Raw genomic sequence first — 20,879 nt, 5'->3', positions numbered from 1 at the left:
TTCTTCCTCGTTTTCTTTCTAAAAATTGCGATCTAAATAATTTTGTAAAATAAGCTGCGCCGCTAACTTATCAATGACTTTTTTGCGTTTGCTACGGCTAATATCTGCTTGCTCGATCAACATCCGCTCTGCAGCAACTGTCGTCAACCGTTCGTCTTGGTAGTCGACTGGCAAGCCAAACTTTTCAGCAATCATCGTGCCATAAGCCTGACTGGCTTCCACACGCGGTCCGCTGGTGTTGTTCATGTTTTTCGGCAAGCCCACAACAAAACGGTCCACCTTGTATTGAGCTACTAATTCGGCTAAGCGCTCCAAACCGAATTCTCTTTTGTCTTCATCGATTTGGATGATTTCAAGACCCTGAGCTGTAAAACCGAGAGGATCACTCACAGCAACCCCAACGGTCTTTGAGCCAACATCCAATCCCATAATTCTCATTAGAGGTCTATCCCTTGCCCTTTCAAATAATAACGTACCAATTCTTCAACGATTTCATCTCGTTCATATTTACGAATTTGGTTTCGTGCATTATTATAACGAGGTACATAGGCAGGATCACCACTGAGTACGTATCCTACGATTTGATTAATTGGATTGTAGCCTTTTTCATCCAGTGACAAGTAAACATCTTTCAAGGTCTCGCTAATTTCCTTACGATTTGAATCATCAAGATTAAAACGTACTGTTTCATCTGTAAATCCCACAAGAACACCCTCTTTCCTTAGAATATTACTATTATACCATAATCAAGAGTTTTCCACAATGGTCAAGCCCTTGATTTTACAGCTTTTTCAAGCATTTTTGAGCTATTTTATCTAAACTGTTTTTTTATTTTTGCTCACTTGCTCCTGCATTGATGAGATTATCCGCAAATTGGCTCGGTGTCAGCTTCAACAACTCTGGTAAGTGATTGTTTTTGAAGTAAGTCATACCTTCGGCCTTCTTCACATCCATCGCTTCAAAGTTATAGGTGATCGTTACCTTGTATTCATTCTCATTTTCCAAGGTCAAATCAGCTGTGAAGCCAGGAACTGTCAACGCTTCCTTAAAGGCATCATCCTTGTTAAAGGAATCTCTCAATTGCTTTTGCGCTTCCTCAACTCCAACCTGTTGAATCCCTTTTTTCAATTCTTCATTGGTTGCCGTTACATTAATGGTCTCCAACTTTTTGAAAGTATTCCCCACATAGGTGACGATTTGCGTCTGTTGTGTCCCCTTATCATCTGTTGGAAAGACAAAGGTTCTTGTGACCACTTGATTTTCTTCTGCCTTTTGCAAGATACTCTTATTATCCTTTTGTAGCTGTTCTGCTTTCGCTTTGATTGCTTTTTGCTCACTTGAGGTAGGAGTTTTTGATTGCTTTTTTTGACTGCATCCAGCCAAACACAACACAAGCGCACCCAATAAGAAGATTTTCCTTTTCATTTTCCATTCCTTACTAGTTATTGTTTTCTAAAATATTGTATCATAGATTTCGTAAATCGGTGCAGTTAACTACTATCCATTTCTATTTTGAACAAGAAAAAATCAGAAACAAACTGTTTCTGATTTTCAATCGTTTTAAAGGGCTGCACGCATCCGCGCTTCTGCATTTTCTACATTTCGAACTGATCGTGGCAAGAAGGCACGAATATCATCTTCTTTGTAACCCACTTGGAGACGTTTGTCATCTACCAAGATCGGACTTTTAAGAATACGAGGTGTTTCCATGATGATGTCAATGACTTCATTGACACTCAAGTCTTCGATGTCCACTCCTAGACTTTTAGCGTATCGATTTTTTGAAGAGACAATACTTGCCACTCCATTTTCAGTCTTTGTAAGGATATCCAATAATTCTTCTTTGGTGATCCCTTCCTTACCGAGGTTTTGTTCTTTATAAGTTAGCTGGTGAGCGTTGAGCCAAGTCTTTGCTTTTTTACAACTCGTACAACTTGACACTGTATAAATTTTAATCATGCATGCACTCCTTTCGCCACACGATAATACTATCGTATTAAATTATAACACAAAAACCATCAGTCTAGCGACCTATTTTGAAAAAAATTAATCTTCAATTTCAATCGCGTCATCTAAATCTAGAGTTACTTCTTCTACGACAGGAGCTGCTTCTTCAGTTTTATCAAGGGTTTTCACTGCTTCGTCTTCTTCGATCAAACCAAAATGAACCCGAACCTTGTGGTCGATTTCGTCAAAAATTTCTGGGTGGTCAGCCAAGAATTTCTTAGCATTTTCAGATCCTTGACCAATTTTTTCGCCGTTATAGGAGTACCACGCACCCGCTTTTTGGATGATATCCAAATCTGTTGCAATCTTCACCAACTCACCTGTACGTGAAATTCCTTCCCCGTACATAATTTCAACCATAGCTTCTTTGAACGGTGGAGCCACCTTGTTCTTCACAACCTTGATCTTAGTTTCCTTACCAACGTTGGTATCTTTTTGGTCCCCAGTCCCCTTGATTTGAGTATTTCCACGAACATCTAGACGGACAGAAGCATAGAATTTAAGGGCACGACCACCAGGTGTGGTTTCAGGGTTCCCAAACATGACCCCAACTTTTTCACGTAATTGGTTGATAAAGATGGCAATGGTCTTCGTCTTATTGATAGAAGCTCCGAGTTTACGCATAGCTTGGCTCATCATCCGCGCTTGCAAACCAACGTGGCTATCTCCGATATCTCCATCGATTTCCGCACGTGGGACCAAGGCCGCAACAGAGTCGACAACCACCAAATCAACCGCACCAGAGTCGATCAATTTACCAGCAATTTCAAGTCCTTGTTCCCCTGAGTCTGGTTGAGACAAGAGAAGTTCGTCGATATTGACCCCAAGAGCTGCTGCATAAGATGGATCCAAGGCATGCTCGGCATCGATAAAGGCAGCAATGCCCCCTTCTTTCTGTGCTTGGGCTACTGCATGGAGGGCAACGGTTGTTTTACCAGATGATTCTGGACCATAGATTTCGATGATCCGACCTTTTGGATAACCACCAGCACCCAAGGCAATATCAAGCGCCAAGGAACCAGAGCTCATGACTTGTACCTTTTGCTCTGCACGTTCGCCCAAACGCATGATCGATCCCTTACCAAAATCCTTTTCGATCAACTTCAGGGCATCATTGAGCGCTTTTTCACGCTCATCTCCAAATTTTTTAGAGATATCATCTAATTTTTTCTGTTTTTTCGCCATTCTTTTCTCCTATGTTTTTACTATACAGGAAATTCATGCAACTCACCAACGGTTTCCGCCATTTGAAAGGCATATTTCCTATCCATTTTTAGAATTATTCTTCATTTGGCACAAGCTTCATTATACCAAATTTTCACCATTTAATACAGCCAAGCGCACCAAATTAAAGGCATGAAGGACTGCAATTTCGCGGACATCCGCCCGGCTACGTCCAGCGATATTAACTTGGACACTATCCACTCCATTCGGAGTCGCAAGTCCGATAAAGACAGTCCCTGCTGGGTGCCCTTCTAGACTATCTGGCCCCGCAACTCCGGTCAGGCTAACACCATAATCGGATCCTGTTAACTTACGGGCCTGTGAAGCCATGGCTTGAGCTGTAAAATGAGACACCACTCCATGTTGCTCTAACTCTTGAGCTGGAATAGACAACATCTTGCTTTTTTCTTCCAAACTATAGGTGACAAAACCACCCGCGAAGATGCTGGACGCACCTGAAAAATCTGCCAAAGTCGCTTGGAAAAGGCCGGCCGTCAGGCTTTCTGCAGCTGTAATGGTCTTACCAGCCTGTTTCAAAAGATCAAAGGCCACCTTGGCCATCGAATTGTCATCCCCATAACCGTAAAACAACTCTTGCAAGGGTTGATGATCCAGAGTATGACGGGATAAGATTTCCTTTTCTAAGACATCGAGCTTAGCATCCGCTGAAGCTTGATCCTTCGCCTTTGTAGATAGACGCAAGGTTACTTCTCCCGTCTTGGCATAAGGGGCAACCGTCGGATCACTCTGCTTTTCAATGATATCTGCTAGGATCGTAACCAGCTGGCTTTCCCCAATCCCAAAGAAGCGCAAGACTCTTGAAAAAAGCTCTTCCCCTGTTGTCAAATGAGGCACCAATTGTTCATTGACCATGGGTTTTAACTCACTTGGTGGACCAGGTAGAACGACATAGGTCACACCATTGACTTCAATCAAACCTCCAACCGCGAGACCTGTACGGTTTTGAAGGGGGATTGAACCGGCAATCAATTGTGCTTGTCGCTCATTATTGGGCGTCCGGACATAATCAGGGCGACTGGCAAAGAAGGTGTCGAGTTTGGCAAGCGCTGTTGGATCAAAAACCAGTTCTTTCCCTAAAAACTTAGCAAGGGTTTGCTTGGTCAAATCATCCTCTGTTGGCCCAAGTCCACCACATAAAATCACCAAATCACTGCGTTTTGAAGCCGTCTCAATGGTCGAGAAGAGACGACCTTCATTGTCTCCTACCGCCACATGATAATAGACATCAATCCCTAAACTAGCCAATTTTTCAGACAAGAATTGAGCATTGGTGTTCACAATTTGTCCTGTTAGAATTTCTGTTCCAACTGCAATAATTTCCGCCTTCATGGTGCCTCCCACTTATACTATTCGTAATTTTCATTTCATTTTAACACAATTTCCTAAATTATTTAAAAAAGTCGCAACCTGCGACTTTTTATTGTTCCTATTTCCATTCACAATCATTCTCATGGTCATCAACTAGGCCTGCTGCTTGTAGGAAGGATAAAACTGCGACTGGTCCGGTGAACTTAAAACCACGTTTTTTGAGATCCTTGGATAATTTCTCAGATAAAGTCGTCTTAGCTGGTGCTTTACTGTAATCTGAAACATCATTGACGATGGTTTTCCCATCGACAAAAGACCAAAGATAGGCATCAAACGATCCAAATTCTTCCTGGACTTGTAGAAAGGCTTGAGCATTAGCCCGTGTCGCAAAGATCTTGGCACGATTGCGGATAATTGCTGGATTATTCATCAAAACTTCTAGCTCTTCATCCGTCATCTCTGCAACAGCTTGAATTTGGTAACCATGAAAAGCTTGACGGAAGGCCTGGCGTTTATTGAGCACCGTTTCCCAAGATAGGCCAGCCTGATAGGCCTCCATACAGAGCAACTCAAAAAGCGCTTGGTCATCATGGAGAGGTTGGCCCCACTCCTCATCGTGGTAGGCTACATAGAGAGGGTTGTTCATTTTAACCCATCCACAACGTTTTGGCATCCTCTTCTCCTATTTCACCAACATCTTAAGGGCAGACTTGATGTAGTTTTCAGCTGTATCAGAAGTTCCTTCAAAGAATTTCTTGATTTTCTTAAGTTCCGTTGCCTTGTAGCCCAATGCCAACATGGCTTCCATAGCTTCTTCCAGGGCTTGATTTTCTTCTGCAACTTTGGCTTTGGACTGAGCCGGTGCATCTTCTAGATCAAGATTGATCTTACCTTCCAAGTCCAGCACCATCTGTTGGGCTGTTTTCTTGCCGATCTTTGGAAACTTGGTCAAGTAGGTGATGTTCTTGCTTTCGATGGCTTGGACAAGGCCTGCATTGTCATCCGCAGCAATGATGGCCAGAGCTGAGACAGGTCCAATCCCAGAGACTGAGATCAAGTTTAAAAAGAGCTGTTTCTCTTCTTCGGTCGCAAAGCCATAGAGAAGGTGAGCGTCTTCCCGAACCACTTGGTGCAGATAGACGTGCACCTCTTGGTTCATTTTACCAGAGTAGGCATAGGGATTGGCCACATGCAAGAGATAGCCAATTCCAGCTGTTTCTACCACGATGTATTTAGCGGTGATTTTTGTTAAAATTCCTTTAATGTATTCGTACATAATCTTCCTTTATTGTTTGATTAATATTTGCCCAATTCCCGTAAACTGGTGTGATTTTCCTGAATACGTCGGAACATCTTTTCCATATCTGACTTGGTAAAGTTAACCAAAACCGGACGGCCATGAGGGCAGTTATAAGGGTTGTCACATTGGGACAGTTGATAGATCAGGTCGCGTGCAGAGTAATCGTCCAGCATGTGGTTGGCCTTGATGGAGCGTTTGCAGGACATCATGATGGCCAACTCAGCCCGGTATTTCTTGATGGACACTTCCTTAGTCAAGAGGAGCATGTCACACATCTCATAGATGCCCGACTCGATCTCTTCTTCCTTCATCCAGATCGGATGCTCCCGCAAGATCAACTGGTTAGCTCCGTATTCTTCTAAGTAGACGCCCACTTCCTCTAGGAGGTGTTTGCGCTGTTGTAGGCGGATTAGATCGTCTGCAGGGAACTCAAAGATATAAGGCACTAGCAGTTGTTGCTGACTGCCGTCTACGTCCCCGATGCTCTCCCGGTATTCTTCGTATTTGACCCGCTCTTGGGCCGCGTGCTGGTCAATGATATAAAGGCCCCCATTGCCTTGGGCAAAGAGATAGGTTCCATGCATCTGACCAAAATATTCCAACTCTGGGAAAGTCGAATGTTCTTCCCCATCCAACTTATCATAGGCCTTGTCTAGACTAGCCAGATCCAGCTCTGGGTGATCCAGTTCATCATAAACCACAGCCTTTCTTTCCGCAAACTTGATCGCGCTTGTCGGTTTTTCTACTGGGTTTTCTTGGATTCTAGCTTCAGTAGCAGTCTCATCTGCTAGAGCCCGTTGAGGATCTGCCACCTCTGGTCGAAGCTTGAAATCTTGACTCTCTCGGTCATAATAGAGGCGGTTTTCTTTTAAAGGCAGGGTCGTCTGTACTGGCTTTTCTGTTCGACGAATAGTCGACTTGGCTAGATTTTCTAGAGCATCCGGAATCAGGTCCTGCTCTTTCAAAGCGTTCGCAATCGCTTGGGAAATCAAGGCCATCAGTTCTCGTTCTTTGGAGATACGAACCTCTTGCTTGGTCGGGTGAACATTGACATCGGCTAAGTAAGGGTCGATCTGGATATTAATGATCGCGAGTGGGAAGCGCCCCACCATGAGTTTACTACCGTAGCCATCTAAAATAGCCCGATTGAGCAAGAAATTCTTGATGTAACGGCCGTTGATAAAGAGACTGATGTAATTGCGATTGGCACGAGTCAATTCAGGCAAAGACACAAAGCCCGTCACTTCAAAATCTAGGTCGCGATTTTCAATAGCCACCATCTTCTTAGCAGACGCCAGGCCATAGACACCTGCAATGGCTTGCCGGAGATTACCCGTCCCCGCTGTTTTGGTCATTTCTTTTCCATCATTGATCAAGGTAAAGGCAATCTCAGGATGGGCCAAGCTCAAGCGATTGAGAATATCCACGATATGGGATAGCTCTGCCTGCTGGCTCTTTAAATACTTGAGACGAGCAGGTGTATTAAAAAAGAGATCTTCTACTGTGATCTTGGTCCCGACAGGACTTGTCGCTGGCTCCACTTCCTCAATTTCGCCACCCTTTGCGACTAATTTGGTCCCGTGGGCAGCTCCTTCTTGCGCCGTTAGAAGGGTTAGAATACTGACAGAAGCAATGGAAGGCATGGCCTCACCACGAAAACCAAGCGTTCGAATACGAAAAAGATCCGCTTGACTTTTGATCTTACTGGTCGCATGTCGACGGAGGGCTAAAGCGACCTCATCATGCGCAATTCCTTCCCCATTGTCTGTAATCCGAATCGACTTCAATCCTGCTTCTTCGATTTCAACAACGATCTGGCTAGCTCCAGCATCGATCGAGTTTTCAACCAATTCCTTGACCACGCTTGCAGGTCGTTCAATTACTTCACCTGCCGCAATCTGATTGGCGAGGACTTCTGGCAATTCAATAATCTGTGACATGTCTGCTCCTTTACCTATTTTTTCACCGATACATGTAGCTCTATTATACCACAGATCTACAAGACTCCCTTTCTTAAAAAATAGAGGACAGTCCCATCTTCTTCCTTAAAAACCGCATAGGCAAAGAAAACGACCACATAGACAAATCTCCTTGTCTTCCCTTTGGAAAAAGTGTTTAATAGTAGTGTAAAGAAGGAGCCGGGCTAGCAGACCAACCGACTTTACCCAAAGGAGGGAGAAAATATCTTATGAAAGTAGAAGTACACATTGATTCCAACTTCCAAGAAGAAGCGGTGATGATCACAGCACCTGCACTGTCTGCGCGTGTTGAGAAAATCCGTGACTTTGTGGAAGAATTGGATCAAAAAGGGCGCTTACGTGCCAAAAAGGATGGGGAAGCTTACCTGATCGAAAGCCAGCTATTCCAACGTTTTTACATTGAAAATCGGCAAGTAATTGGTGAGACCATGACAGATCAATTTATTCTGACTGGACCACTCTATCAGCTATCTGAAGACTTGCCGACCTTCTTTCTCAAAATTTCCCAATCTGAAATTATCAACACCCAATCCATCGATCACCTGCACTTTACCGGTGGAGGATCTGTGCAAATCCATCTTAAAAACGGGAGTCTGACCTACTCCTCCCGTCGTTACTTGAAAGCCATTAAGGAGAAATTATCATGCTAAAACAATCTTTTTCTGACGCCCTAAAAGGGATTTTCATCGGGCTCATCTTATCCATCTTCTTTTCCTACCTCTTCTCACCTGAGTTGTACCTTCCCTTAAGCCCCAACTCTGCAGTCGGCCGCTGGATGTTCTTGCATCATGTTCACGGCTCACTGGTCATGCTCTATTGTGCCCTCGTTTGGGGTGCAATTGGGGTCCTCTTTAGCTTCGGAAGTCTTCTCTTTCAAAAAGACTGGAGCCTCTTACGGGCTACTCTGAGCCACTACTTGCTCATGTTGCTTGGCTTTATTCCCCTAGCTACGTTAGCCGGCTGGTTCCCAGCAAGACTCGGATTTTACCTCTCACTCATTGTCGAATTCACCCTCGTTTACGTGATCATCTGGTTGGTCTCCTATCATTTTTATAAAAAACAAGTCCAAGAAATCAATCAAAGCATTGCTAACCACTAAGCAAAAAGATCCTCAGTGCTACGAGGATCTGAAAGTGGAGATAAACTGTTCATTTATACAAATCTAATAAATTCTATAAAAATTATACTCGTTATAGTTATTCAATCATCTACTGAAACTTTCCGCTGTGAGAAAAGTGCCTGAAACACAATTGTTTCAGGCACTCGGAATTATTGAGACCTTAGGCTCAATAATTAGTCTTGGAACTTCGAAGAAGTTCGCTGACGTCCGTACTCACCTAAGGAAAGTTTCTAAGATGACTTTGTCTTCAATAAAAGATCCTCGCTATTACGAGGATCTTCTTTTTACAATTTCTTTTTCAATTCGGCGACTGCCATCATGACTTCCATCGGAGTCATATTGTAGAGATCCAGATTCTTCAATTCTGTGATCACCGTATTTTCTGTCTCCTCCTCAAAGAGGGACATTTGTTCAGCAACCTGCGAAGACACTTCCTTTTTAGGAGTTGCATCCGCAAGCGGTACTTGCTGGGCTTGTCCTTCGAGCTTGGTCAAAATCGCATCCGCCCGCTTCAATAATTCTTCTGGCAAACCAGCGATCTTGGCCACGTGAATCCCATAGGACTTATCCGCTGGGCCGGGTTCAATCTTGTGCAAGAAGGTAACCTGACCATCTCGCTCCAAGGTCGCAACATGAACATTTTCCAAACGGGACAAGGTCTCTGAGAGAGACGTCAACTCATGGTAATGGGTCGCAAACAAGGTTTTGGCTCCGGTCCGATCATGGATATATTCGATGATGGACTGGGCGAGAGCCATCCCATCATAGGTCGCCGTTCCCCGTCCCAACTCATCAAATAAAATCAAGGACTGAGGCGTTGCCTTGCGAATGGCGTGATTGGCTTCCATCATTTCCACCATGAAGGTAGACTGACCCGATACCAGGTCATCAGCAGCTCCGATCCGGGTATAAATCGCATCAAAAATTGGCAATTCAGCCCTTTGCGCTGGAACATAAGAGCCAATTTGGGCAAGAATCACAATGATCGCCAATTGGCGCATATAGGTAGACTTCCCGCTCATATTTGGCCCCGTAATCAGCTGAATGTCCCGTTCTTCATCCATAAAGATGCTATTAGGAATATAGGACTGGGCTCCCATCACTTTCTCAACAACCGGATGGCGGCCTTTGTCGATCGCGATTCGTCGTTCTTCATGAAAGAAGGGACGATTCAACTGTTGCGACTCAGCGACACTGGCTAAACTTTGTAAAACATCAACCGTCGCAATCGCCTGAGCTAACTGTTGCAGACGTTGGATATACTTACCAACTTCTTCACGAATCCGCATAAAAATCGTATATTCCAGATTAGCAGACTTCTCACGCGCCTCTAGCATATCTCCTTCAATGCGTGCCAATTCCTCCGTACCAAAGCGTTCTGAATTTTTCAAGGTCGCCTTGCGGAAAAAGTGAGCAGGAACGTGACTCAATTGAGAATTGGTGACATGGAAATAGTAGCCATCCTTCTTGTTGTAATCGATCTTTAGACCTGTAATGCCGCTGGCTTCGCGCTCCTTGGCCTCAATCTCAGCAATCCAACCAGTACCATCCCGGAGAACAAGACGGTACTGGTCCAATTGGTCGTCAAACCCAGTTCGGATAATATTTCCCTCTGTAATAACAGCAGACGCTTCCGGAGCAATAGCTGAGGTAATCAAGCGGTGCAACTCGGGAAGTTCATCCAAGCGTGCAATCAAGACATCTAAGACCGGATCACCAATCCCCAGTAGAATCGACTTGATCGTCGGCACATGACCCAGAGTATCTCCTAGCTGCAAGAGATCCTTAGGATTGATCTTACCAAAGGAAACCCGACTCGCTAAGCGTTCAATGTCATAGACCCCTTTGAGGCTGTCGGTCAAATCGCTCCGTTCAAAGAAATGATCCATAAAGACCTGAATGATGTCCTGGCGCTCTCGAATCCGTTTCAAATCGACTAAGGGTTTCTGAATCCAGGAGCGCAACAAACGACCTCCCATGGCCGTCTTGGTTTCATCCAAATACCAATACAAGCTACCATGCTTCTTCCCAGTCCGAGCATTCTCTGTCAAATCAAGACTAGCCTTGGTCGCAAAGTCCATCTGCAAGAAATCGCAAATCTCATAATGATGGGCTTTTTTGAGGTGGCTCAATTCCCGCATTTGTGTCTGGTAGACATACTGGAGAAGTTTTCCAGCCGTTTTCTTTTCGAGCTCACTCAACTGATCCCCTAAGAGTTGAACATCGTCGAGCGCCGTCTCTACATGTGACAGCAAGAGATTCATCTGGCTCACAAACACACGCTCTTCCTGTTCTGGCAACTCATAACCCAGGACCACCTCACGCGCACGTAAATTGCGGATTTCTCCACAAACCATGCTAAAGTCATTGAGGGTCGTCACCTGAAACTCTCCTGTCACCAGATCCATATAGGCTAGCCCATAATCATTTCCTGAACGATCCAAAGCAACCAGGAAGTTGTTCTCACTATCTGGCTTGGTCGAATCCACCACTGTCCCCGGCGTAATCACCTGTACGACTTCACGCTTAACGACCCCTTTGGCTTCTTTGGGGTCTTCCATTTGTTCTGCAATCGCGACCTTATACCCCTGTTCAATGAGAACATCAATATACTGCTGGGCCGAGTGGTAGGGAACACCCGCCATGGGGATCGGATTCTCTGCATTTTTATTCCGTGAGGTTAAGGAAATCTCTAAAATTTGAGCTGCATTCACTGCATCTTCATAAAATAATTCGTAAAAATCTCCCATTCGAAACAGCAAAAAGGCATCCGGATAGTCTTTTTTGATATCTAGATACTGCTGCATTCCAGGGGATATTTTCTCTACTGCCATACTTCTTTATTCCTTACTCTCGCATCATTTTCTGACGCAAGCTCCATAGATGAAAACAGGAGTAGATAGCTCACTATCTTCCTCCTTTTGACATCTCTCTTTCTCTCCAACGGGGCTTGACTACTGCATCATCCCTAAAATTTCATTTTGAATTTCAATGGCTGCATCTTGGTCTCGACAAACAATCAAGAGGGTATTGGCCCCTGCTACTGTTCCCAAAATACGCTCATCTGACATTTCATCTACACCGTTGGCCAAGAGAGCCGCTTCTCCTAGCTCTGTCCGCAAGACCAAGGTGAATTCTGCCCGTGAGACAGACTTGGCATGGCTGGACAGCATAATATAAATCTCTGCCACCTCAGGCTCATTTGGCAAAATATAATACAATTGATCTTTTCGCTTCACCTTGACCAGACCTAGATCCCGCAAATCACGTGAGAGGGTCGTTTGAGTTACTGCAATTCCTTTTGCTTCTAAACGATCCTGAATCTCTTTTTGCGTGGACAGTTTTTCATTTCGAATCATCTGTTGAATCAAAAGGTGTCGTTCTGTCTTTTTCATTGGACCTCCACTTTTGAATAAATATACTTTAAATTATACCAAAAAAATTGAAAATTCGCTCAGAATTGTGTTAAAATAATAGTTAAAAGGACTAAGGAGCTAATATGAACAATAAAGAACTCATTGCTAGTGAATTGGCCAAAGTGATTGAATCTCTTGACCAAGATGCTATTTTAAACTTGCTTGAACAACCAAAATCATCTGAACTTGGTGACATTGCTTTTCCAGCCTTCTCACTTGCAAAAGTGGAACGCAAGGCTCCTCAAGCAATCGCTGCAGATATTGCTGAAAAGATCGACCAAAGCGCCTTCGAAAAAGTCGTTGCAACTGGACCTTACGTGAACTTCTTCTTAGACAAATCTAAGATCTCTGATCAGGTGATCAAATCTGTCATTGAAGCAGGAGCAGACTACGGCCAACAAGACGAAGGACATGGTCAAAACATCACCATCGACCTTTCAAGCCCAAACATCGCAAAACCATTCTCAGTTGGTCACTTGCGTTCAACTGTTATCGGGGATGCTCTTTCAAACATCTTCCGCAAAATGGGCTACAACACGATTAAAATCAACCACTTGGGAGACTGGGGTAAACAGTTCGGCCTCTTGATGGTCGCTTACAAAAAATGGGGTAGCAAGGAAGCTGTCGAAGCCAACCCAATCGATGAATTGCTAAAACTTTACGTTCGTATCAATGCTGAAATTGAAAACGATCCTGAGCTTGATGAAGAAGGACGTCTCTGGTTCAAGAAATTGGAAGATGGAGATCCAGAAGCGACTGAATTGTGGCAATGGTTCCGTGACGAGAGTTTGGTGGAATTCAACCGTATCTACAAACTACTCGGTGTTGAGTTTGATAGCTTAAACGGAGAAGCTTTCTACAATGACAAGATGGATGAAGCTGTCCAAATCCTTGAAGAAAAAGGCTTGTTGAAAGAGTCTAAAGGGGCTAGCATCGTTGAGTTGGATGATGTCAACCTTCCACCAGCTATGATTAAGAAATCAGACGGTGCCACTCTTTATATCACTCGTGATATCGCAACCGCTATGTACCGTGCTCGGACTTACAACTTTGTGAAAAACATCTATGCTGTAGGTCAAGAACAATCCAACCACTTCCGTCAGTTGAAAGCTGTTTTGAAGAAAATGGGATTTGACTGGAGCGATGATATGGTTCACGTTGACTTTGGTTTGGTGACAAAAAACCGCCAAAAATTGTCAACTCGTAAAGGAAATATCATCCTGCTCGAACCAACTCTTCAAGAAGCTATCTCTCGTGCCAAAGCTCAAATCGAAGAGAAGAATCCTGAACTTGAAAACAAAGAAGAAGTGGCACATGCAGTCGGTGTTGGTGCGGTTAAATTCTATGACTTGAAGACTGACCGTCGCAACGGGTATGACTTTGACCTTGAAGCCATGGTATCCTTTGAAGGAGAAACTGGACCTTACGTTCAATACGCTTATGCTCGTATCCAATCCATCCTTCGCAAAGCTAACTTCACCCCATCAACAGATGCAACTTACAGCTTGAGCGACCCAGAAAGCTGGGAAATCATCAAGCTTCTCCAAGATTTCTCTCGTGTTGTCAAACGTGCCGCTGAAAACTATGACCCATCCTTGATCGCTAAATATGCGATTAACTTGGCTCAAGCCTTCAACAAGTACTATGCTCACACTCGTATCTTGGATGAAAGCCCAGAACGCGATAGCCGTCTTGCTCTTAGCTACTCAACAGCAGTTGTTTTGAAAGAAGCCCTTCGCTTACTTGGTGTCGATGCACCTGAGAAAATGTAATTTCTTATCTAATTGTTGATCAGTAGAATATCTCTTCTGGGAGTGAGAAAGAACTAAATGCATTTAAACTTAGTTCTTTCTCACTCCTTTTCTCATGTCCAATGCCCTTCATTCTCTACCTTTTCAGATCCTTTATATACAGGAGAAATCTATGAATCAAACCGTTTACATCTTAATCCTCATCAGTTTAGTGGTCCTCTTTTTATTTAACAAGTACGAAAGAGAAAAACTACAACGGCTCTTACAAGAACAACTCTTGAAAGATCAAGCTTTCAAAGATAGCATCAAGGAAAAAATCCAAGAGACCGACAATATCAACGATGTTATCCATGCCATCAACAAAGACTATCGATTAGGGCTCCTACTTGCTAAAGAAATCACAGAAAAATTAAAATAAAGCGTAAAAGAGGAGTCATACAAAACATGACTCCTCTTCTATTCAGTCGCAACAAATAAGAACCAAGCTTAGGCTTGGTTCTTCTGTTTTAAAGATGGTATAAATCTTCTACAATGGCCGCTACTTTTTTAATATCTCCCAACATCCCCCGCATTTCAAAATCGGCTAACATGGGGAAACCAAAGCGTTGGCTGTATTGCTTAGCGGTTAAACAATATTGATTGTTAAAATTCCGATTGCCTGATCCAACCACTCCTAAGCACTTGCTGGCATTGTCTCCATAAGCAATAAAATCTGCGACATCTGTCGTCAAAATTTCCACATCGCCATTGTCAACACCATTTCCACCCTCCAAATAGGTTGGCAAAAAAGTAATAAAAGGATTGGTCATTTCAAAGAAGGGCTGGCCCTCTTTGACCAGGTCTTTCACATGAACTTTCTCGATTTCAAGTTCAGGATGGGCTTCCAGCAAATAGTCACTTAAACGGCGGACAAAACTCTCTGTATTCCCACTCAGACTAATATAAACAAAGGATACTTTCATCTTTTTTCTCCAATCAAGAAGCTCTCTTATCCTTTAAGAGAGCTTTATTCACACTCATCTATTATGCCCTAGCTTGAGCTTTTCTCAAACGCAAGGTTTTATACAAGATAATCCCAAAGAAGAGAAGGTTCAAAGCGGTCAAGAGTAACAAAGCAAGGAATGAAGATGCTAGATATCGTTGACGAAGCGCTGAGTTTGAAAAACTAGCTAATAGTGGACGTCCTGCAAGATAATTATAGCAAGAGAATACTTGGTTTAGCAAAATCTGCCCCAAATAAGTATAATGGGCTGTTAGCAGATCCTCCTTCATAAAGAGGAAATAGAAAGTTGCAAGCAAAGCGATAAGAATCAGCGAAACAAATAAAAAGGCAAGCGGAGACTGATTGGCTTGTGCTGATTTGCCATAATAGGCTAAGTAGTCCGCCTTGTCTTGAGCTGTCGTTAAGCCAAGTTGTTTTGCAAAGTCATCTGTCAATTCAAAGCTCTTTGAAGCTCCAAAGGTTGACACAGCTGATGTTAGGGTTCCAACCGTAGAGAAAAATAACAGGATGTAAAGATAGATAGGTTTCTTTTTCATACAAACTCCTTTTCATTTCTTACAACCTATTATATCGCGATACAGATAGAAAGGCAAGCGCCTCAAACTATGGAAGCACTCGCCTGATCACTGATACGTTCAAATGAAATTCATTTGGAAAATAATGTGTGCAAAAGATGAAAAAGACATCGCAACTGTATAATTGGAATGATTAGAGATATAACGGAGTCCTATAAACTTTCATTCGAACAGGACTAGTATAGCTGATTTTTCTCTATTTCAGTAGATTATTTCTATTCTGCTTCATTTCTACACTATTTGGTCTTTAAAAGCCACGTTCTTTCCTTATCCAAGAACTATTCTGTCCTTTTTCACAACTATTTGGTCATCACTCCATCAAAAAAGCCAGAAGGACTTGCCTTCTGACTTTCTCTATTTAGATGAATGAACGAATGAAATAAGAATTAATCTTCTTTTTTCTTGCGAGCAAGCAATCCAGCTATCGCACCTGCAAGAACAGCTGCAGTTGAGCTTTCTGTACCTGTATTTGGAAGCACAGGTGTTTGTGGTTCCGCAGGTTGTACAGGCTGTTCTGGAACTTCAGGAGTTGGGACTACTGTGTAGCTTTCGATAATATCATCATTTCCTCCGTATGTGTATTCATCCTGGCAGAGAGGAAGTAATGAAAACGCAAGTGGCTTACTAAGAGAATATTTCCCAAAGAAAACAGACTTAGCCACTATCTCTGATGAGGATTCGAACAAGGCTTTATATGATATCAATCACCGACCATGAAAATGTTTAGCTTACAGGACTGCTTGTGAAGCTCTAGAGGATGAGTTCAAGTAAATGTTGCACTTATTCTTGCAATTTATCGTTTTAAAAAATCTCACCGTAGAGGCTAAAATACGCTACTGCCAGTTAACTCTATTGTATTACAATCAACTATTTTAAAATATTTGTTAATTTATTTTACTTTAAAAAATTTAGCAATATAAAACTCCTAACTTTCAGATTCTTCCCTATCATTTATTTGAAAATATCTATAAATATCATTGAAAAAATCCTTTATTTTCAAGATATTTTCACCAACATATTTTTTTTATAAATTTCATCGGAACGCTTTTTAAGAGGAATCATTTTTTTATACCAACAGATTAAAGTTGAAGGTTATAGCAAAAAATTATGTAACATACTCCCCTTCAAGTCTGAAAAAATCAAAAAACAGCACTTTTTACAGAAGTGTCCATTCTCTAAATTTCTTCCCCTTTCTGTTCTCAAATAAGAAGTAATGAAAAAGACCAGGGTCTTAAGAACCTTGGTCTAACAACTAATGATTAGTTTAAGTGCCAGATATCTTCATTGTACTGAGCGATCGTACGGTCAGATGAGAAGAATCCTGCTTTCGCAATGTTAACGATCACTTGATCCAACCATGCATCACGGTCTTCGTAGTCAGCCAACATGCGTTCTTTGGTTACAATGTAGTCTTCCAAGTCAAGAAGGGTCATGAACCAGTCTTTATTGATCAATTCCTTGTGAAGACGAGTCAAGCGTTCCTTGTTACCAACTGCAAGAACGGCATCGCTGATAATGAAGTCTACCAATGGTTTGATAGCTTCACGTTCATAGAAGTCCGCTGATTTGTATGCTGATTTCGCATATAGATCGATTACAGTTTCTGAATCTTCACCGAAGATGTAGATGTTGTCACGTCCAACCAATTCAGCGATTTCCACGTTTGCTCCATCCATAGTACCAAGTGTCAACGCACCATTCAACATGAATTTCATGTTACCAGTACCTGAAGCTTCCTTAGAAGCAAGGGAGATTTGCTCAGAAATATCGCTAGCTGGAATCAAGTAGCTTGCAGCAGTCACGTTGTAGTTTTCTACCATAACGACTTGCAAGTGTGGAGCTACTGCTGGATCGTTTGCAATCACTTCAGACAAGCAAAGGATCAAGTGGATGATATCTTGTGCAATGGTGTAGGCAGGAGCTGCTTTACCACCAAAGAGAACAGTGATTGGACGAGCAGGGATATTTCCAGCTTTGATGTCCAAGTATTTGTGGATCACATACAAAGCGTTCATTTGTTGACGTTTGTATTCGTGAAGACGTTTGATTTGGGTATCAAAGATAGAGTTAGGATTGATTTCCACACCTTGATGGTCTTTCAAGAAACGAGCCAATTTCCGTTTGTTGTGAGACTTGATGTTTTCCAATTTTGCTTTGACTGCATCTTTATCTTCATAAGAAAGAAGGTCTTCCAATTTAGATGCATCATGGTGCCAGTCACGTCCGAGGATCTCATCCAAGTAATGTGACAAGGTTGGGTTGGCATGCATGAGCCAACGACGGAAGGTGATCCCATTTGTTTTGTTGTTGAATTTTTCAGGGTAAATGTCGTAGAAGGCTTTCAACTCAGAATTCTTCAAGATTTCTGTATGAAGTGCTGCTACCCCATTTACGCTAAATCCATAGTGGATATCCATGTGGGCCATGTGTACGCGATCATTCTCATCGATGATTTGAACAGCTGGATCTTTGTATTCAGCGCGAACACGGCGGTCCAATTCTTCAATGATCGGAACTAGGTGAGGGACCACTTCTTGCAAGAACTCAAGTGGCCATTTTTCAAGGGCTTCTGCAAGGATTGTGTGGTTAGTGTAGGCCGTCATGCTGCGAACGATTGAGATGGCTTCATCCATTTCAATACCACGTTCTGTCAAAAGACGGATCAATTCAGGGATGACCATTGATGGGTGAGTATCGTTGATTTGTACAACAGCATAGTCAGCAAGGTCATGCAAGTTGCTTCCTTTTTCGATAGCTTCGTCGATGATCAATTGCGCTCCATTTGATACCATGAAGTATTGTTGGAAGATACGGAGCAATTCCCCTTGACGGTTACTATCATCTGGGTACAAGAAGAGGGTCAAGTTGCGAGCGATATCTGTCTTGTCAAAGTTAATACCATCTTCAATAATAGATGAATCAACTGAATCCAAGTCGAACAAACGCAAACGGTTCTTCGTATCAACCTTATAACCAGGGACATCGATATCATAAAGGGTAGAAGTCAATGTGAACTGTGCAAATGGCACTTTGTAGCTACGACTTGAACGAACGAGCCAGCTTTGGTCAGTCAACCATGCGTTTGGAATGGTTTCTTGTTGGTTGTTTTTAAATACTTGTTGGAACAAACCAAAGTGATAGTTCAAACCAACCCCATCCCCTGTCAAACCAAGGCTTGAGATAGAGTCGATAAAGCAGGCTGCCAAACGTCCCAAACCACCGTTACCAAGTGATGGTTCCAATTCCACTTCTTCTACTTCGATCAAGTCTTTACCAGCATCTGACAATTCTTGTTTGACATCGTCGTAAAGACCCAAGTTGATCAAGTTATTAGACAAGAGTTTACCGATCAAGAACTCAGCTGAGATATAGTAAACTTTTTTCTTACCAGTATTGATTTTCTTTTGAGCACTTGCTTGCTTCGTGTAATTTAGCAAGGCAATGTACAATTCTTCATTTGAACATTCTGCGATTGTTTTTTGATGATGATCAATCACATATTTTTGTAATGATTCCATGTTGAAAGTCTCCTTATATTTCAATAATTTTTTAATAGGGGAAAGATTATTTTTCTGCTTTTTTAACTTCTTTTTTCAAGTCTTTATTTTCACGACGATAGATCGTAGTGAAATCAAGCAATTCTTGCTCGACAGCTGGAGTCAGTTGATCCGCTGTCATTCGCCATGACCAGTTACCACCAAGAGTTGATGGGAAGTTCATCCGAGCTGAACCATCCAACTCGAGCAAGTCTTGCATAGTAGCAATCGCCATGAAGCTGACGGAAGCAAAGACTGTTCGAAGCATCGCATGCGGTACAGATTCGTACTCTTTCCGGTTAGTATAACGAGCAAGGTACTCACGAGTTGGATCGTCGATTTCATTGCGGTACCATCCAAGAACTGTGTTGTTATCATGTGTTCCTGTATACATCACAGAATTGTTTGGTGCCAAGTGAGGGCTATCGATACTTTCATCGTCCGGATTGAAGGCAAATTGAAGAATCTTCATTCCTGGGAAGCCAGTACGTTCACGAAGTTCGATGACTTCATCCGTCATAAAGCCAAGGTCCTCAGCGATGATGTTCAAATCACCGAGCTCTTCCTTCACAGCTGCAAAGAGTTTGTAGCCAGGGCCTTTAACCCATTTACCTGGTGCTGCTGTATCTGATCCAGCAGGAATTTCCCAGTAAGACTCAAAACCACGGAAGTGGTCGATCCGAACGATATCGTAGATCTTGAAGCTTTCACGCAAGCGTTCAATCCACCATTGGTAGCCATCTTTGTCCATTGCTTCCCAGTCATAGATCGGATTACCCCAAAGTTGACCAGTTGCTGAGAATTCATCTGGCGGGCATCCTGCGATGCAAGTCGCTTTCACGTTTTCATCTGTTTTGAAGAGATGAGGGTTTGCCCACATGTCACTTGAATCTTCCGCTACATAGATTGGCATATCTCCGACGATTTCAATGTGATGATCATTGGCATAAGCTTTCAAGGCCAACCATTGTTGGAAGAAGAAGAATTGAGTCACACGATGGTAAGTCAATTGATCCGCCAATTCTTCACGGTATTGAGCCAAAGCTTTTGGTTCACGTGCACGAATAGCTGCATCTGGCCATTCTGTCCAGGCTTTTAAATCAAAGTGTTCTTTGATAGCCATGTATTCTGTAAATAGGTCCAACCAAGAAGCATTGGCTTCGCAAAAGGCTTGGAATTCTTTTTGATCACCTGATTTCAAGAAGTTCGCAACGGCTTTTTCAAGTAGCGGACGACGTTGTTCGAAAACCTTTGCATAATCCACTTGAGTAGGATCTTGACCAAAGTCCACTCCTTTAAGATCTGCTTCTGTCAACAAACCTCGTTCAATCAAAAGATCGAAATCAATAAAATGAGTGTTCCCAGCAAAAGCTGAGAAAGATTGGTATGGAGAATCTCCATAACTAGTTGTACCAAGCGGCAAGATTTGCCAGTAACGTTGCTTGGTCCGAACGAGGAAATCAACAAAATCATATGCTGATTGACCGAATGATCCAATCCCGTATTGTCCAGGAAGGGAAGAAATGTGCATCAAAACACCACTTTGACGTTTTTTCATGGGTTACCACCTCTTTTTATTTCTTTGAAACCTGCGATTCGGTGCACGGTATGGGTATCGTTGCAGAGTCGTATCCAGCTC

The 20,879-nt window shown here is 42.8% G+C and carries 20 protein-coding genes and 1 pseudogene; 5 read left to right on the top strand and 16 right to left on the bottom strand.

Going from position 1 to position 20,879, the window contains the following annotated elements; genetic code table 11:
* Positions 1 to 18: 18 nt before the first annotated feature.
* From ruvX to mutL, 9 genes are all read right to left on the bottom strand, one after another.
* Positions 19 to 438, bottom strand: a complete 420-nt coding sequence (gene ruvX / locus SM121_RS02610) for a Holliday junction resolvase RuvX (RefSeq protein WP_003002199.1) — start codon at positions 436 to 438, stop codon at positions 19 to 21.
* Entirely contained in the window at positions 438 to 704 is a 267-nt protein-coding gene (locus SM121_RS02605; RefSeq protein WP_003002070.1) for an IreB family regulatory phosphoprotein, read from the bottom strand. Before SM121_RS02605 ends, ruvX begins: the two co-directional genes overlap by 1 nt.
* A gap of 124 nt (positions 705 to 828) precedes the next feature.
* Positions 829 to 1,425 (bottom strand): SP0191 family lipoprotein, encoded by a 597-nt coding sequence (locus SM121_RS02600; RefSeq protein ID WP_320911088.1) that lies wholly within the window; start codon positions 1,423 to 1,425, stop codon positions 829 to 831.
* Between the two features lie 135 nt (positions 1,426 to 1,560).
* Positions 1,561 to 1,959 carry a transcriptional regulator Spx gene (gene spx / locus SM121_RS02595; RefSeq protein ID WP_003002116.1) on the bottom strand — a complete coding sequence of 133 codons (399 nt, stop codon included), beginning with the start codon at positions 1,957 to 1,959 and terminating at the stop codon, positions 1,561 to 1,563.
* Positions 1,960 to 2,046: 87 nt separating this feature from the next.
* Positions 2,047 to 3,192, bottom strand: coding sequence for a recombinase RecA (gene recA / locus SM121_RS02590; protein ID WP_003002082.1), 1,146 nt, complete (start codon positions 3,190 to 3,192; stop codon positions 2,047 to 2,049).
* Positions 3,193 to 3,312: 120 nt separating this feature from the next.
* Positions 3,313 to 4,581, bottom strand: coding sequence for a competence/damage-inducible protein A (locus SM121_RS02585; RefSeq protein WP_320911087.1), 1,269 nt, complete (start codon positions 4,579 to 4,581; stop codon positions 3,313 to 3,315).
* A gap of 97 nt (positions 4,582 to 4,678) precedes the next feature.
* Entirely contained in the window at positions 4,679 to 5,233 is a 555-nt protein-coding gene (locus SM121_RS02580; RefSeq protein WP_320911086.1) for a DNA-3-methyladenine glycosylase I, read from the bottom strand.
* Positions 5,234 to 5,242: 9 nt separating this feature from the next.
* Complete coding sequence (ruvA, locus tag SM121_RS02575; RefSeq protein ID WP_003002260.1) at positions 5,243 to 5,836, bottom strand: Holliday junction branch migration protein RuvA; 594 nt, start codon at positions 5,834 to 5,836, stop codon at positions 5,243 to 5,245.
* Between the two features lie 20 nt (positions 5,837 to 5,856).
* Positions 5,857 to 7,800: a DNA mismatch repair endonuclease MutL gene (gene mutL / locus SM121_RS02570; protein WP_320911085.1), complete on the bottom strand. Its 1,944-nt coding sequence runs from the start codon at positions 7,798 to 7,800 to the stop codon at positions 5,857 to 5,859.
* A gap of 248 nt (positions 7,801 to 8,048) precedes the next feature.
* Here mutL and SM121_RS02565 point away from each other — a divergent pair, with 248 nt between their 5' ends.
* Both SM121_RS02565 and SM121_RS02560 read left to right on the top strand, forming a co-directional pair.
* Positions 8,049 to 8,489 carry a LytTR family DNA-binding domain-containing protein gene (locus SM121_RS02565; protein WP_003012880.1) on the top strand — a complete coding sequence of 147 codons (441 nt, stop codon included), beginning with the start codon at positions 8,049 to 8,051 and terminating at the stop codon, positions 8,487 to 8,489.
* Positions 8,483 to 8,938 (top strand): DUF3021 domain-containing protein, encoded by a 456-nt coding sequence (locus SM121_RS02560; RefSeq protein WP_003012810.1) that lies wholly within the window; start codon positions 8,483 to 8,485, stop codon positions 8,936 to 8,938. Before SM121_RS02565 ends, SM121_RS02560 begins: the two co-directional genes overlap by 7 nt.
* Positions 8,939 to 9,243: 305 nt before the next feature.
* Here SM121_RS02560 and mutS read toward each other — a convergent pair whose 3' ends face one another.
* Positions 9,244 to 11,793 (bottom strand): DNA mismatch repair protein MutS, encoded by a 2,550-nt coding sequence (gene mutS, locus SM121_RS02555; protein WP_320911084.1) that lies wholly within the window; start codon positions 11,791 to 11,793, stop codon positions 9,244 to 9,246.
* 120 nt (positions 11,794 to 11,913) lie between these two features.
* Positions 11,914 to 12,354: an arginine repressor gene (gene argR, locus SM121_RS02550; RefSeq protein ID WP_003009125.1), complete on the bottom strand. Its 441-nt coding sequence runs from the start codon at positions 12,352 to 12,354 to the stop codon at positions 11,914 to 11,916.
* Positions 12,355 to 12,458: 104 nt separating this feature from the next.
* On the opposite strand from argR, the gene argS reads away from it, so the two are divergent.
* Both argS and SM121_RS02540 read left to right on the top strand, forming a co-directional pair.
* On the top strand, positions 12,459 to 14,147 hold the full coding sequence (gene argS / locus SM121_RS02545; protein ID WP_320911083.1) for an arginine--tRNA ligase: 1,689 nt from the start codon (positions 12,459 to 12,461) through the stop codon (positions 14,145 to 14,147).
* 151 nt (positions 14,148 to 14,298) lie between these two features.
* Positions 14,299 to 14,544, top strand: a complete 246-nt coding sequence (locus SM121_RS02540; protein ID WP_023919916.1) for a hypothetical protein — start codon at positions 14,299 to 14,301, stop codon at positions 14,542 to 14,544.
* A gap of 88 nt (positions 14,545 to 14,632) precedes the next feature.
* On the opposite strand, the gene nrdI is transcribed toward SM121_RS02540, so the two are convergent.
* The 3 genes from nrdI to SM121_RS02525 form a co-directional block, all read right to left on the bottom strand.
* Positions 14,633 to 15,088, bottom strand: coding sequence for a class Ib ribonucleoside-diphosphate reductase assembly flavoprotein NrdI (nrdI, locus tag SM121_RS02535; RefSeq protein ID WP_049487741.1), 456 nt, complete (start codon positions 15,086 to 15,088; stop codon positions 14,633 to 14,635).
* A 61-nt stretch (positions 15,089 to 15,149) separates the two neighbouring features.
* Positions 15,150 to 15,665 carry an ABC transporter permease gene (locus SM121_RS02530; RefSeq protein WP_320911082.1) on the bottom strand — a complete coding sequence of 172 codons (516 nt, stop codon included), beginning with the start codon at positions 15,663 to 15,665 and terminating at the stop codon, positions 15,150 to 15,152.
* A 425-nt stretch (positions 15,666 to 16,090) separates the two neighbouring features.
* The gene (locus SM121_RS02525) at positions 16,091 to 16,183 is read right to left on the bottom strand and encodes an LPXTG cell wall anchor domain-containing protein (protein WP_320911081.1); all 93 of its coding nucleotides are present in this window, start codon (positions 16,181 to 16,183) and stop codon (positions 16,091 to 16,093) included.
* 100 nt (positions 16,184 to 16,283) lie between these two features.
* On the opposite strand from SM121_RS02525, the pseudogene SM121_RS02520 reads away from it, so the two are divergent.
* Positions 16,284 to 16,421, top strand: a pseudogene (locus SM121_RS02520) (IS30 family transposase); the annotation flags it as partial.
* Positions 16,422 to 16,963: 542 nt separating this feature from the next.
* Here the strand turns inward: SM121_RS02520 and glgP are convergent.
* Together glgP and malQ are read right to left on the bottom strand one after the other, a co-directional pair.
* On the bottom strand, positions 16,964 to 19,222 hold the full coding sequence (gene glgP, locus SM121_RS02515) for a glycogen/starch/alpha-glucan family phosphorylase (RefSeq protein WP_320911080.1): 2,259 nt from the start codon (positions 19,220 to 19,222) through the stop codon (positions 16,964 to 16,966).
* Positions 19,223 to 19,268: 46 nt separating this feature from the next.
* Positions 19,269 to 20,798, bottom strand: a complete 1,530-nt coding sequence (malQ, locus tag SM121_RS02510; protein ID WP_320911079.1) for a 4-alpha-glucanotransferase — start codon at positions 20,796 to 20,798, stop codon at positions 19,269 to 19,271.
* Positions 20,799 to 20,879: the final 81 nt, after the last annotated feature.

It is taken from the genome of Streptococcus sp. S1 (genome assembly GCF_034137685.1).
Lineage (GTDB): Bacteria > Bacillota > Bacilli > Lactobacillales > Streptococcaceae > Streptococcus > Streptococcus dentalis.
This window is presented reverse-complemented; position numbering and strand designations above follow the sequence as displayed.

Excerpts from the sequence above, each read along its gene's own strand:
- SM121_RS02580 (WP_320911086.1), bottom strand. The coding sequence starts at position 5,233 with ATGCCAAAACGTTGTGGATGGGTTAAAATGAACAACCCTCTCTATGTA.
- argR (WP_003009125.1), bottom strand. The coding sequence starts at position 12,354 with ATGAAAAAGACAGAACGACACCTTTTGATTCAACAGATGATTCGAAAT.
- glgP (WP_320911080.1), bottom strand. The coding sequence starts at position 19,222 with ATGGAATCATTACAAAAATATGTGATTGATCATCATCAAAAAACAATC.
- SM121_RS02565 (WP_003012880.1), top strand. The coding sequence starts at position 8,049 with ATGAAAGTAGAAGTACACATTGATTCCAACTTCCAAGAAGAAGCGGTG.
- malQ (WP_320911079.1), bottom strand. The coding sequence starts at position 20,798 with ATGAAAAAACGTCAAAGTGGTGTTTTGATGCACATTTCTTCCCTTCCT.
- ruvX (WP_003002199.1), bottom strand. The coding sequence starts at position 438 with ATGAGAATTATGGGATTGGATGTTGGCTCAAAGACCGTTGGGGTTGCT.
- SM121_RS02560 (WP_003012810.1), top strand. The coding sequence starts at position 8,483 with ATGCTAAAACAATCTTTTTCTGACGCCCTAAAAGGGATTTTCATCGGG.
- SM121_RS02600 (WP_320911088.1), bottom strand. The coding sequence starts at position 1,425 with ATGAAAAGGAAAATCTTCTTATTGGGTGCGCTTGTGTTGTGTTTGGCT.
- spx (WP_003002116.1), bottom strand. The coding sequence starts at position 1,959 with ATGATTAAAATTTATACAGTGTCAAGTTGTACGAGTTGTAAAAAAGCA.
- mutL (WP_320911085.1), bottom strand. The coding sequence starts at position 7,800 with ATGTCACAGATTATTGAATTGCCAGAAGTCCTCGCCAATCAGATTGCG.
- nrdI (WP_049487741.1), bottom strand. The coding sequence starts at position 15,088 with ATGAAAGTATCCTTTGTTTATATTAGTCTGAGTGGGAATACAGAGAGT.
- SM121_RS02585 (WP_320911087.1), bottom strand. The coding sequence starts at position 4,581 with ATGAAGGCGGAAATTATTGCAGTTGGAACAGAAATTCTAACAGGACAA.
- mutS (WP_320911084.1), bottom strand. The coding sequence starts at position 11,793 with ATGGCAGTAGAGAAAATATCCCCTGGAATGCAGCAGTATCTAGATATC.
- argS (WP_320911083.1), top strand. The coding sequence starts at position 12,459 with ATGAACAATAAAGAACTCATTGCTAGTGAATTGGCCAAAGTGATTGAA.
- recA (WP_003002082.1), bottom strand. The coding sequence starts at position 3,192 with ATGGCGAAAAAACAGAAAAAATTAGATGATATCTCTAAAAAATTTGGA.
- SM121_RS02540 (WP_023919916.1), top strand. The coding sequence starts at position 14,299 with ATGAATCAAACCGTTTACATCTTAATCCTCATCAGTTTAGTGGTCCTC.
- ruvA (WP_003002260.1), bottom strand. The coding sequence starts at position 5,836 with ATGTACGAATACATTAAAGGAATTTTAACAAAAATCACCGCTAAATAC.
- SM121_RS02530 (WP_320911082.1), bottom strand. The coding sequence starts at position 15,665 with ATGAAAAAGAAACCTATCTATCTTTACATCCTGTTATTTTTCTCTACG.